The sequence below is a fragment of the Paenibacillus thermotolerans genome (genome assembly GCF_028745515.1).
GTDB lineage: Bacteria > Bacillota > Bacilli > Paenibacillales > YIM-B00363 > Paenibacillus_AE > Paenibacillus_AE thermotolerans.
Map to the genome: position 1 here is coordinate 52,710 of NZ_JAQZSG010000021.1, position 12,469 is coordinate 65,178.

Consider the following 12,469-nt stretch of genomic DNA (forward strand, 5'->3'; position numbering starts at 1 on the left):
TAAAATCCGGGTGCCGCGCCATCGGTTAGGAGGGAATCAGCATGCGGCAAACGGATATCGACCGACGGATCGCAACGACGAAACCGGGAAGCTCGCGCCGGGCGGCTCTATGGAAGCATATGAAGCGGGACCGCCAGCTTCTCATTTTATTTATTCCTTGCATCGTTTTTTTCGTGCTTTTTCGTTACGGTCCGTTGTACGGCATGATTATCGCTTTTAAGGATTACAACGTATTTCAAGGCATACTCGGCAGCAAGTGGGTGGGGCTCAAGCATTTTGAGGCGTTCTTTCAAAGCAGCGACTTTTGGCTTCTGTTTAAAAATACGTTTTTACTCGGCTTTTTTACGCTGGTTTGGTCGTTTCCTTTCCCTATTGTTTTCGCGATTCTATTAAACGAGGCAAGAAACAAAGCATTCAAAAAAACGGTGCAAACGTTCAGCTATTTGCCGGCCTTTTTGTCGGTCGTCATCATCAGCAGCATGGTCATCGATTTTTTGTCGCCGACCCGAGGCATCATTAACCAATTGATCGTCGCGCTCGGCTTCGAAAGCAAATATTTTTTAATCGATCCGGCGTGGTTTCGAACGATTTATATTTCTTCGGATATTTGGGCTTCGATGGGTTACGAAGCGATCATTTATTTGGCCGCCATTGCGGGAATCAACCCGTCGCTGTACGAGGCGGCGAAGGTCGACGGCAGCACGCGCTGGCACATGATCCGATATATAACGATTCCGAGTATTCTTCCTACCGTCCTAGTTATGTTCATAATCAAAGCCGGCTCCATGTTTCGGATCGGCTACGAAAAGGTGCTGCTGTTATATAATCCGATGACCTACGATGTGGCGGACGTGTTTTCGACTTTCGTGTATCGGAAAGGCATCCTTGAGACGAACTACAGCTATGCTTCCGCGGTCGGCATTTTTGAAGCGGTCATCGCTTTGATGATGCTCTTGATCTCCAACGTGCTAAGCAGAAGGCTTGGGGGGAAAAGCTTATGGTAGGAGAAAACAGGTTTACGGTTTTCGGCATGATCAACACGCTGCTATTAACCGGGGTAGCCGCCGTAACGCTCTACCCGATCCTATATATTATTGCGGTATCGTTCAGCGAAACTTCTTATATCGTGCAGGGAAAAGTGTTTTTATGGCCGAGAGGCTTCTCTCTTGATGCGTATATCAAAATTTTTTCGGAAGCTCGCGTGCCGAGAGCGTATTTGAATACGATCTTGTATACCGTCTCGGGAACGTTCGTCAACTTGCTCATGACGGCCGTAGCGGCGTATCCGCTGTCCAAGACGACGTTTTTCGGAAGAAAGTTTTTTATGATTGCCATTGTGCTCACGATGTTTTTTAACGGGGGCATGATTCCGACCTATTTGATCGTGCAGAAGCTGCAGCTGATCGATACGATCTGGGCGATCATCCTTCCGAATGCGATATGGACGATCGAGCTGCTCATCCTTAAGAGCTTCTACGAATCGATGTCCGATGCGATCAGCGAGTCCGCGAAAATCGACGGCGCGTCGGAATATCGAATATTGTTCAGCATTATTATACCGCTCTCGAAACCGGCGCTCGCCTCGATCGGCCTGTTTTACTTCATGGGCCATTGGAACAGCTATTTTATCCCGATGATTTACTTGAACGAGGTGAACAAATATCCGCTCCAGGTCGTTCTGAGAGACATGCTGATTTTTGCGCAAGCCGAAACGACCAACTCGTTGGTGGACCGTGCCGCGCTCGCTCCCGAGGCGCTCAAGAACGCAACCATATTCGTCTCGATGATTCCGGTGCTGATGATTTACCCGTTCGCGCAAAAATATTTCGCCAAAGGAGTCATGCTCGGTTCGGAGAAGGGTTAGGGTTCCGCCGCGTTGAATATGTAGGATTAACAACCTTCTCCGGTTTTTCCGGGGCGCTAATGGGGTGCGGGCATTGCGGATCATGAGGCTGGTGGCGAGCAGAGGGTTTTTGCAAATCTTTTTTGCCTTGCTGTTCATCGTTGTGCTGATGGTTACGTCCAATATCGTCGTATTCCGTAACTTGATTAACGGGATTTACGGTCAAGTGAAGGAAAACAACCGCTTGGTCGTAACGAACATTATTCAATCGTTCGACGATTGTTTTAAAGATATTAACAACCTTATTTATTCCATCCATATGCTTCCGTACGATACGATGGTAAGTGAGGACGGCACGCTGGAAATGTACAGCGCCTATTCGATGCGCCAAGATATTGCGACCTATGTTCGGTCTTCCGCCGCCTATGACTATATTGAAGAGGTCATTACGTTCTATAACGGTTCCGACTTGGCGATTACGACGGCGGGCACGATCGGTTTGGACCGCCTGCTGAACGATCAATACCGGAACAACTTATACAACACCGAATTTTGGAAGTCGTTCTATCGGACGAAGCAGACGACGAAGGTGCTGCCGGCTTCCGAATACGTCGAATCGTATTTAGGGTTTGCACAAAGAAGCAGAAGACTGCTGGCGATTGCGGGAAACAACACGCTGTCGCCCAAAAATGTGATCGTGCTGATCAATGTGGACAAATTAATGCGCCATGTGAATCAACGGACGATGATGAAAGGCACTTCCCTGATCGTAATGGACGAGGACCGGAACGTCATTCTCGGAACGGACCGGGATTGGGATTTGGTTGAGGTGCTCAGCGAAGCTTATTTGGAAGGCGGAAACGAGAAGACGCTAAAAAAACGAAACTACGAATATATGCTGTTCAAATCGGAGTACAACGATTTTACTTACGTCAATAAAATCCCATATCAATTCGCAGATCTGGAGGCGGTCTCCAATGTAAACCGGCTTATCATGGTTTCGGCCATCGTCATTGCATTGGTGATGTCCGCCATGCTTAGTCTTTACTTGATCCGCCCCGTGAAAGAAATTGTCCGCTTGCTCGGCGGCAGCGTCAGCCGACGGGTGGATTACGGCAGCATTCAATCGGACATTGCGAAAATTCAGGAAGAGAACGAGACGTACCGGACGAAGATGAATTTCATGAGCGCGGAAGTTCGGCGCGGCTTGATTATGCAGGCGATAGACGCTTTTCCGATCAATAAAGATTTCGAACGGCAGATGCGGGAATATTTCTCCGAGCTGCTGGAAAAAGAGTACTTCTTCATGGCGGGCATTCATCTTCAGCGGGTGTCGGCAGAAGCGGAGAAGCCGCATCAGGAAGAGGCCGCGAATATGCTTCAGAGAGAGCTGCATGCGCGTTGGCCGCATCTTGTCGTATTTCACGCCGGCAATCTCGGATTTATTGCGCTGTTCGGATTGCGGCATCCGAAGGAACGAAAGCAAGCGATGGAGCAGCTGCGCTCCTTTGCAAGGATGTGGAGGGGACCGGAGCTGGAGGGCTATTGCATATGGGGTGCCGCCAGCAAAGCCTACGATTCCCGCGTCGAGCATTGGCGCGCCGCCTACCTTGATATCACCGATGCGATCGCATACCGAAGCGCAGGGGATCCCGGACCGGTCTTCGACATCGAGGACGTAGCGTTCTCGCATCAGATGTACTTGCCGCTGGAGAAGATCGAGAAGGCGGCGGGCTGTATCCGAAGCGGCGATTCGGAGGAAGCCGTGCAAACGATCAACGAAATCATGCAAGAAAATATGAAGCGAAACGTTCATTTTCACCAGTTTCTGCATATCGCGAAGTTTTTGTACTATGCCATGGTGAATCAGCTTCCTGCACAATCGTTCGAACAACGGGAGCTGTACGCGATGGAATCGGACTTTCTCACGCGGCTGGAACAATCGTACGAAGCGGAAGCCGTTCGTCTCAACTTGATCGGAACCGCCCGTTCGATTTCAGGCAAGAGCAAGCCGGAACCGAAAGGAAAGCTGGATCCCGCGTTCATCTCGCAATATATCGAGCTGCATTATATGGAAAATTTATATCTCGACCATATGGCGGCCGTTGCGGGAACGAGCCCCAAATATTTTTCGAATTATTTCAAAAAAACGTTCGGCGTGAATTTCGTGGAGTATTTAAACAAAATAAGGCTCGCTCATGCCAGAGAATTTCTGAAAAACACGGAATTAAGCGTGTCTGAAATCGGCGAGAAAACCGGGTATTTGAACGCGTCGACATTTACGTCCACATTCAAAAAGTACTATGGCCTATCGCCCAGCGATTACCGAAAGCAGCGGGCCGATTGAAGGGAAGCGAAAATTAATGAAGGCCATTGCGGCACAAAATGGTAAAATAGTAATTAAAGCGTTTGAAGCGCCGATTCCGTCCAGAGGCCACCTGCTCGTTCGCACGGAATTTTCCGCGATCAGCCCCGGGACGGAAATGACAGCGCTCACAAGGTCGTCCGACCAACCGGCCGTCCTCGGCTACAGCGCCGTCGGCCGCGTCGAGCGGATCGGGGAAGACGTAACCGGCTACGAAATCGGCCAAAGAGTTGCCTGTTACGGCGCGCCGTACGCCCGGCACGCGGAGCTGCTGTCGATGCCGAGCAATCTCACCGCCAAGCTGCCGGATCACGTTACTTCCGAAGAAGCGGCTTTTGCGGGGCTCGGCGCCATTGCAATCCACGCGCTTCGGACGGCAAACCTCCAGTTCGGCGAAGCCGTCATTATCGTCGGATTAGGCATTCTCGGGCATATGACCGCTCAAATCGCATCAGCGGCCGGTTACCGGACGGCGGGTATCGATTTGAACGCGGCACGGGCGGAGCAGCTGCGCCGGCAAGGTCTGCGGCATGTATATTGCTCGCAGGAGGAGCTGGAGCGGGAGCTGACCGAGATCACGGGGGGCTTCGGAGCGGACGCCGTTCTGCTATGCGCGGCCGGCCCCGGGGAGCAGCTGATCAACCGGTCGTTCGAATGGATTCGCGATCGCGGGAAGGTTGTCGTGGTAGGCGATCTGACGACTGAGTTTTCGCGGGCGAAGATGTTCGGGAAAGAGGCGCAGGTGCTCATATCGCGCGCCGGCGGTCCCGGACGCTATGATGCAAGCTATGAGCGCAACAATGTCGATTACCCGGTCGGCTATGTACGCTGGACGGAAGGGAGAAACATCGCCGAGTACGTCCGTCTGCTGGCGGAGAAGCGAATCGCCGTATCGCCGCTAATTACCGGCGTGTATCCGCTTGAGCAAGCGGCGGCCGCTTACGAGCAATACGCCCGCTCAAGCGATTCAACGCTGGGGACGCTTTTACGCTACCAATAAAGGGGGAAGTTGCATGACCGTACGACATTTGCATGCCGATATCGTCATTATCGGAGGCTCCCTTGGGGGCTGTTCCGCCGCTTATGCGGCGGCCAAAGCCGGAAAACAAGTCATCATGACGGAGGAGTCGGATTGGATCGGCGGGCAGCTGACAAGTCAGGCCGTACCTCCGGACGAGCATCCATGGATTGAGAAATTCGGCTGCACGGCTTCCTATCGGGAATTCCGGAATCGGATCAGAGCGTATTATCGGCAGCACTTTCCGTTAACGGCTGCCGCGAACGCGAATGTGCATTTGAATCCCGGCAACGCGCACGTCAGCCGGATCGCTCATGAGCCGAGAGCGGCGCTCGCGGTTCTTCGGGACATGCTTGCGCCTTTCGTACATAGCGGCAGGCTGCAAATTCTCGAAAGGTTCAAGGCTGCGGAGGCAGAGACGGAAGGCGACCTAGTCCGTGCGGTTCATGTGCGTCACGCGGATTCCGGCGATCGTCTCGTGTTGACCGCCGGCTATTTCCTCGATGCGACGGACGAAGGCGATTTGCTGCCTTTGACGGGGACGGAGTATGTCACCGGCGCGGAATCGGTGGAGCAAACCGGGGAGCCGAACGCGCTGCCGGGCGATCCGGACCCGACGGAAATGCAGGCCATTACGTGGTGCTTTGCCATGGATTATGCGGAGGGCGGGGACTTTACGATCCCGAAGCCGGAGCAGTACGACTTCTGGGTCAACTACAAGGCGGATTTTTGGCCGGATAGGCTGCTCAGCTGGACGGGAGTGAGGCCGCATACGCTGGAGCCGGTCACCTATGATCTCATGCCGGGGGCCCAATGGTTTTCGCTGTTCCGGTACCGTCGCATCATCGACAAATCGCTGTTCGCCGAAGGCACGTTCGAAACCGATGCCACGATCGTCAACTGGCCGCAGAACGATTACTGGCTCGGACCGGTCATCGACGTCAGCGAGCAGGAGCGGGCGAAGCATCTGGAAAACGCGCGCCAATTAAGTTTGTCGCTCATGTATTGGATGCAAACGGAGGCGCCTCGGCCGGATGGCGGAGCAGGCTACCCGGGCTTGCGGCTGCGGGGGGATATTACAGGGACGCTCGACGGGCTTGCGAAGATGCCGTACATCCGCGAGTCTCGCAGAATCAAAGCGGAAACTACGATCGTCGAGCAGCATCTAAGTCCCGCCTGTCGACCCGACGGGAAGGCGGAGTCGTATTTCGATTCGGTCGGAATCGGGTGTTACCGGATCGACCTGCACCCGAGCACCGCGCTTCGCACGTATATCGACGTGTCGAGCCTGCCGTTTCAAATTCCGCTCGGCAGCTTGATACCCGTTCGAATGAACAACTTGATCGCCGCCTGTAAAAATATCGGCTCGACCCACATTACGAACGGCTGTTACCGGCTGCATCCGGTGGAATGGAATATCGGCGAGGCCGCCGGGTATTTGGCCGCCTTCTGCACGGAACGCGGCACAGCGCCAAGGGAGGTTCGCGGCAGCAACGCGCTGCTTGCGGACTATCAACAACTGCTAAGCGCGGCGGGCATCGAATTAAGATGGCCGGAAATCCACGCCGTGTGACGAAATGCCGATAAAGGCGCTCCTTGACCGGATACCGTCCGATCAGGGAGTGCCTTATGTTTTAGAACGTCTTATCGTCGGTGTACTGATTTCTAACCTTCAATATTTCTTCCAGATTGTCGAAAAATAAGTCCACGAGAGCCGGATCGAAATGATGGCCGCGTTCCTCGCGAAAGTACGTTAATATGTCCTCCAGCGGCCAAGCCTTCTTGTACACTCTTTCGCTGCCGAGCGCATCGAATACGTCCGCAATGGCCGTAATTCTGCCGTATATATGTATTTCCTCACCGGCCAAGCCGAGCGGATATCCTTTACCGTTATATTTCTCATGATGCTGCTGTGCGATGATCGCCGCCGCTTTCATGATTTTCCGATTCGAATGCTTGAGCATCGCATAACCGTAACTGGTATGATTTTTAATCATCTCGAATTCTTCGTCCGTAAGCTTGCCCGGCTTGTTGAGAATCGCATCGGGTATGGCGACCTTGCCGACGTCGTGCATCGGCGAGGCCAACCGAATAAGCTCGGCTTCCTCTTCCGAGAGCCCCGCTTTCAGCGCCAATATTTTGGAATATTCCGCGACTCTCTTTACGTGGTTTCCGGTTTCCTTCGAACGGGTTTCCGCAATTTCGCCCAAGGTGAAAATGATTTCCTTCTGGGTCGTTTCCATTTCGTCGTTCAAATAAATATTTTCGAACGCGACGGAAACGTTGGAGGAATAAATTTCGATCAAGTACCGATCCCACTCGTCAAGGCTTGTAACTCCCTCGAGGTAGATGACGTTTTCCGTGCCGGTCTTGCTTTGAAAATAGCACGTAAAATGATCCTCGTAAAATTTGCCTCTTCGCTCCCGGAACGTTTCTTCAATGCTTCTCAAGGCATGGGGAGGGACGATATCCTGAACCTTCTCCCTGTCCTGCGGATATCCGCCCGTTGCCGCCAAAATATATATGTCTTCCTGGCCCTTGGCGACGGCATAGCTTTTGCAATGGACCGCGTTGTCCAGCTTTAACAGCGAGGTAAGCTGGGTCAGCACGCCGCTGGCGAATTTCTTGATCGATTGGAGCTCGAATAGGGTTGAGGACGATTTGATGATGTCCTCCAACCCCTTCTTATTGTTCTCGATTACCGTAATGTCCCGGTAGGAGCGAAGCGCGGCAATGATGGTCGTAAACAGCTTCTGGCTCGTTAATTCCGTTTTTTCCTTGTAGTCGTTAATATCGTAGTCCGTAATAACGGTCCTCTCCGGCGCTTGACCCGGCTGGCCCGTTCGCAAAATAATGCGGACGGACTGGTTTCGAAGCTGTTCCCGGACGTACTTGACCACGTTCAAGCCGGAATGTTCCTTCTCCATGACGACGTCGAGCAGCAGCAGAGCAACGTCCGGATTCGCTGCGACGGCTTCGTAAGCCTCTTTCTCGGAATAAGCGCTGACAAATTCGAGCCGCCGGCCGTCAAATACGACGTCGCCGAGCACCATCTTCGTAATATGATGAATTTCCTTCTCATCGTCAATAATGAGGACTTTCCAATATGGCTGCTCCTGCCTCTGTTCCCTTGCAACCGGAGCTTGTTCCTCGTCGGCAAAAAACAGCACGTCGTTATTCGATGGATTACTCATGGCCGCCTCCCGCATGCATCGGAATTAGTATCGTGAATCGCGTTCCCTTGCCTAGCGCGCTGTCTACTTTAACGGTTCCCCCAAGCGATTGGGTTACGAGATTATACACGATGTGCATCCCCAAGCCGGTCCCGCCCTTGCCTCGATTCGTAGTAAAGAACGGTTCGAATATCCGCTTCACCACATCCTCCGGCATCCCTTTGCCGTCGTCGGCGTATGTAATGACGGCTTGGCGGCCGTCCTCGCGTATATGGATGGAAATCGTTCCTTCATCATCGCTGCTATATGCGTGTATCAGCGAATTCATAATTAAATTTGTAATGATTTGCGAAAGAGCGCCGGGATCGCTGAAAAGCTCGATCCGCTCGTCCCCTTCCACGACGACGCGGTGCTTCGTCTTTTTTAGATTCGGCTGGAGGCTGGTTAGTATTTCTTTGATGTAGCCGGACACTTGAAACTTCCGTTTCGCGTCTACCGAGCGGTCCACCGCGACCTGTTTAAAGCTTCGGATCAGCTCGGACGCCCGATGAAGGTTTGTCAAAAGCATGGAGGCGGTTTCGCGAACCGTCTTCATATATTCTTCCAGATCGGAGCGTTTCATTTGATTTTGCTCATAGATCTCGGCAAATTGCTTCGTCTTCTCTTCCAAGTAGGAGGCTGCGGTCACCCCTACGCCAACGGGGGTGTTGATTTCATGCGACACTCCGGCGACCAAACTTCCGAGCGCGACCATTTTTTCCGATTCTACCAACTGGTTTTGGGCTGTCTGAATCGTCTGCATCGCTTCCTGCAGCTCCCGGAACGGGCCTCAAGCTGATGCACCATATCATTGAAGGCCGAAGCCACTTCATTGATTTCCTGGCTCGATTGCAATGTAATATCCTCGTACGGTTGACCGCTCTTGACCGATATCGCCGCTTGCCGCAGCACCATCAACGGTTTGATCAGCATTTTGCGGATAATGAACCACAAAGCGACAAGCAGAAGCAGTGTAATCGAGACGCCTACGATAATGATGAGCTGAACCCGATTCCGGATCAGCGCAATATTTTCGGACGCGTCAAGGATCAGCTCGATCGCTCCTGCTATGGCTCCGTCTTCCATTAATGGGCTTGTAAGCACCACTTTAAACACGCCGTCGCGATCACGATAGATCGGGGAAACCTGCGCGCCGCCTTCGGTCAAATGCCGCAAGGTGCCGTCCGGAGTCGGCTGACCGATTCGTTCCCTGTCCGTAGAGGCAAGAATATTTTTCGAGCCCAACAGCGTTAGCTGCAGTACGTCGTCATTCTTATATTCGATGTAATCAAAAATTTGCTGGACGTCCACTATCGACCGCGATTCCTCATATCGGGCGTTAATCGCTGTGGCGATTCCTTCCAATTGGCTCACATAAGACTGCTGCACGGATTTTTCAAGAGAGAAGGAGTCGAACGCGATTATAACGGACATCGTTAGAAACGTAACAATGGAAACTAAGATGACAATTCTTTTTTGTAATGATATTTTTCGCGACACGGCGCTTCTCCCGTCCGATTGTTGTTATTCGATCTCAAATTGTTTTGTTAAGGATACGTCGTAAGGAGTGTGGTCGTTATTGTGCAAGGAAACTCGAAGCTTATGCTTGCCCGGATCTAAGTCCTTAATTACCGTCTTTTCCTGCTTGACGCCTTCTTTGGGCCCGTCGTCCAAATACATATGAATGTGGCCTTCGCCTGCTTCCCGCGCATGACCGTAATGCTCCGCCGAGATGCTTAAATCCGTAATAATCGTTACCGTCACGTCATTGCCGTCAATCTCCAAAGCGACGTCAAGCGTAGGCTTATACTCCTCTTTCGGTTCGGAGGACGCTCCCGAACTTGCGGCGCTTCCGCAAGCCGTTAAAGTAACGCAGGCAAGCAGTGCTACATACAGCAACCTCATGCTTTTTTCCACCTTTATATATTTGTATTTTTGTGTAATTCGACAGGAACGGTCATTATTCCTTCTCATTTGGCAACATCAAATAGGTCCATAGACTCTGTTCATCATACGGAATATACTTCGTAATAGGTGGAAAACACATGCCCAAACTAGGAGCTGATACCAATGAAAATTAGCAGTCATGCCTGGTTCAAACTCGCGACCGATCTGCACATCGAATTGCTGCAGGCTGAAGAGGAAGGGAAAGTCGTTACAGGGCTTAAGGAACAAATCGAACGCATTCAGTCGATGAACGAATGGGATCCCGACAAGGAACGGCTGGCGGGGGACCTTCTCGACCGAACGAGCTCGCTTCCGGATCGGGAGGAGTATCGTTATGCCGAGCCGTCTGCACTTGAATCGATACGAGCTTCCCGCCCGGCGCGCAAGTTTGCTGCAGCGCCGCACAGCACGGGGAAGGAATTGTACGATAAGCTCTACGGAGCATGGTTAGGCCGCTGTGCAGGCTGCTTGTTGGGTCAGCCGGTGGAGGGCTGGAGGCGCGCAAATCTGGTCGGACTTTTGAAAGAGTCCGGCAATTATCCGATATCCTATTATTTATCTTCCGAGCTGCCCCGGCACTTGATCGACAAGTACCAGATCCGAAACGAAGGGCAAGTATACGGCAGCAAGTTTATTAATTGGATTAATAATGTGGAGCACATGGTAGAGGATGACGACACGAATTATACGATCATCGGTCTTGCGATATTGGAGAAATACGGTTACGATTTCTCGCCGGATGACGTAGCGGAAGCATGGCTGATGAATTTGCCGATCCTTCACGTGTGCACCGCCGAACGCGTAGCCTATAAAAACCTGATCAACCTGATCGAGCCTCCTCTGTCCGCATCTTACCGGAACGTGTACCGCGAATGGATCGGTGCGCAAATTCGCGCCGACTTTTTCGGCTACGCCAATCCTGGCAATCCCGAGAAGGCTGCGGAGATGGCATGGAGGGACGCTTCCATTTCGCATGTGAAGAACGGCATTTACGGCGAAATGTGGGTGGCCGCAATGCTCGCCGCCGCTGCGGTGTCGAGTGACCTCGAGGAAATCGTCACGGCGGGGCTCGGAGAAATTCCGGAAGCTTCGAGGCTTGCCGCAGACGTTCGTTTGGTGCTGGATTGGAAGAAGGAGGGCATATCGTGGGAGGAAGGAATCGAACGGATTCACCTCCGGTATGACGAACATCTTGCCCACCACTGGTGCCATACGAATTCCAATGCGATGATCGTTGCGCTCGGGTTGTTGTTCGGAGAAGGCGACTTCGAGAAATCGATCGGGATTGCCGTCAGCGCGGCGTTCGATACGGATTGCAACGGAGCGACCGTCGGGTCGGTAATCGGCATGATCCGCGGGGCGAACGATTTGCCCGTTAAGTGGACGGCGCCGCTGAACGATAAGATCCGCTCCGGCGTCGACGGCTTCGGGCTTGTTCCGATCTCGGAGCTTGCGAAGCGCACGGTGCGCATCGTCGAACAGAATCCTTACTTAATCGCAAACCATCGTAATAAGGCTTAAAAGGGGGCACCTATGATCGAACTGGAGCATTTTGAACGCTCGGACTTCAAACAGCTGATCGAATGGATCGAGTCTCCGTCGCTTATGCTTCAATGGGCGGGGCCGACCTTCGATTTTCCGTTGACCGAGGAGCAGTTGGAGAAATATACGGAGCATGCCAATCGCTTGGACTCCGATACGTTCATTTATAAAGTTGTGGATAAAGGCAGCGGTGAGGTCGTCGGCCATATCTCTTTAGGGAGAATCAATCGAGCGAACAAATCCGCCCGGATCGGAAAAGTGTTGGTCGGCGACAAGAACGTCAGGGGAAAAGGAATCGGCCGGCAGATGATTCAAGAGGTGCTTCGGATCGCATTCGGCGAATTGCAATTGCACCGGGTCAGCCTCGGCGTGTTCGATTTCAACGCTCCCGCAATAGCATGTTACGAGAAGGCGGGCTTTCAAAAAGAAGGTCTGCTGCGGGATTACTGTAAACACGGAGACGAGTATTGGAGCATGTGGGAAATGAGCATTTTGGAAGAGGAATGGGAGAAAAGGACTTTAGAATAAGAGTAACTTGGGAA

Annotated in this window: 11 protein-coding genes; 7 read left to right on the forward strand and 4 right to left on the reverse strand. The window is 52.4% G+C overall.

The features are described from left to right. The first annotated feature begins 41 nt into the window (after positions 1–41). The 5 genes from PT964_RS17025 to PT964_RS17045 all read left to right on the forward strand — a co-directional run bounded on the left by PT964_RS17025 (position 42) and on the right by PT964_RS17045 (position 6,799). The gene (locus PT964_RS17025) at positions 42–1,004 is read left to right on the forward strand and encodes an ABC transporter permease (RefSeq protein ID WP_274364571.1); all 963 of its coding nucleotides are present in this window, start codon (positions 42–44) and stop codon (positions 1,002–1,004) included. Then, positions 998–1,864, forward strand: coding sequence for a carbohydrate ABC transporter permease (locus tag PT964_RS17030; protein ID WP_274364572.1), 867 nt, complete (start codon positions 998–1,000; stop codon positions 1,862–1,864). Before PT964_RS17025 ends, PT964_RS17030 begins: the two co-directional genes overlap by 7 nt. A gap of 64 nt (positions 1,865–1,928) precedes the next feature. Next, complete coding sequence (locus PT964_RS17035) at positions 1,929–4,190, forward strand: helix-turn-helix transcriptional regulator (RefSeq protein WP_274364573.1); 2,262 nt, start codon at positions 1,929–1,931, stop codon at positions 4,188–4,190. Positions 4,191–4,206: 16 nt separating this feature from the next. After that, the gene (locus tag PT964_RS17040; RefSeq protein WP_274364574.1) at positions 4,207–5,208 is read left to right on the forward strand and encodes a zinc-dependent alcohol dehydrogenase; all 1,002 of its coding nucleotides are present in this window, start codon (positions 4,207–4,209) and stop codon (positions 5,206–5,208) included. 13 nt (positions 5,209–5,221) lie between these two features. Then, the gene (locus PT964_RS17045; RefSeq protein WP_274364575.1) at positions 5,222–6,799 is read left to right on the forward strand and encodes an FAD-dependent oxidoreductase; all 1,578 of its coding nucleotides are present in this window, start codon (positions 5,222–5,224) and stop codon (positions 6,797–6,799) included. Between the two features lie 61 nt (positions 6,800–6,860). Here PT964_RS17045 and PT964_RS17050 read toward each other — a convergent pair whose 3' ends face one another. From PT964_RS17050 to PT964_RS17065, 4 genes are read right to left on the reverse strand one after another with little or no spacing between them, the layout of a single operon-like run. Further along, entirely contained in the window at positions 6,861–8,420 is a 1,560-nt protein-coding gene (locus PT964_RS17050; protein ID WP_274364576.1) for a DUF3369 domain-containing protein, read from the reverse strand. Then, positions 8,413–9,201 carry a sensor histidine kinase gene (locus PT964_RS17055; protein ID WP_274364577.1) on the reverse strand — a complete coding sequence of 263 codons (789 nt, stop codon included), beginning with the start codon at positions 9,199–9,201 and terminating at the stop codon, positions 8,413–8,415. Before PT964_RS17055 ends, PT964_RS17050 begins: the two co-directional genes overlap by 8 nt. Next, a complete protein-coding gene (locus PT964_RS17060; RefSeq protein WP_274364578.1) occupies positions 9,165–9,938 on the reverse strand; it encodes a HAMP domain-containing protein in 774 nt (257 codons plus the stop codon). The genes PT964_RS17055 and PT964_RS17060 overlap by 37 nt, the downstream gene beginning before the upstream one ends. 24 nt (positions 9,939–9,962) lie before the next feature. Continuing rightward, entirely contained in the window at positions 9,963–10,343 is a 381-nt protein-coding gene (locus tag PT964_RS17065) for a hypothetical protein (protein ID WP_274364579.1), read from the reverse strand. 165 nt (positions 10,344–10,508) lie between these two features. On the opposite strand from PT964_RS17065, the gene PT964_RS17070 reads away from it, so the two are divergent. Further along, positions 10,509–11,906: an ADP-ribosylglycohydrolase family protein gene (locus PT964_RS17070; protein WP_274364580.1), complete on the forward strand. Its 1,398-nt coding sequence runs from the start codon at positions 10,509–10,511 to the stop codon at positions 11,904–11,906. A gap of 12 nt (positions 11,907–11,918) precedes the next feature. Further along, positions 11,919–12,455, forward strand: a complete 537-nt coding sequence (locus PT964_RS17075; RefSeq protein WP_274364581.1) for a GNAT family N-acetyltransferase — start codon at positions 11,919–11,921, stop codon at positions 12,453–12,455. Positions 12,456–12,469 lie beyond the last annotated feature (14 nt).

Coding starts and splice junctions, on each gene's coding strand:
- PT964_RS17025 (WP_274364571.1), top strand. CDS start 42: ATGCGGCAAACGGATATCGACCGACGGATCGCAACGACGAAACCGGGA.
- PT964_RS17030 (WP_274364572.1), top strand. CDS start 998: ATGGTAGGAGAAAACAGGTTTACGGTTTTCGGCATGATCAACACGCTG.
- PT964_RS17040 (WP_274364574.1), top strand. CDS start 4,207: ATGAAGGCCATTGCGGCACAAAATGGTAAAATAGTAATTAAAGCGTTT.
- PT964_RS17045 (WP_274364575.1), top strand. CDS start 5,222: ATGACCGTACGACATTTGCATGCCGATATCGTCATTATCGGAGGCTCC.
- PT964_RS17050 (WP_274364576.1), bottom strand. CDS start 8,420: ATGAGTAATCCATCGAATAACGACGTGCTGTTTTTTGCCGACGAGGAA.
- PT964_RS17055 (WP_274364577.1), bottom strand. CDS start 9,201: ATGCAGACGATTCAGACAGCCCAAAACCAGTTGGTAGAATCGGAAAAA.
- PT964_RS17065 (WP_274364579.1), bottom strand. CDS start 10,343: ATGAGGTTGCTGTATGTAGCACTGCTTGCCTGCGTTACTTTAACGGCT.
- PT964_RS17070 (WP_274364580.1), top strand. CDS start 10,509: ATGAAAATTAGCAGTCATGCCTGGTTCAAACTCGCGACCGATCTGCAC.
- PT964_RS17075 (WP_274364581.1), top strand. CDS start 11,919: ATGATCGAACTGGAGCATTTTGAACGCTCGGACTTCAAACAGCTGATC.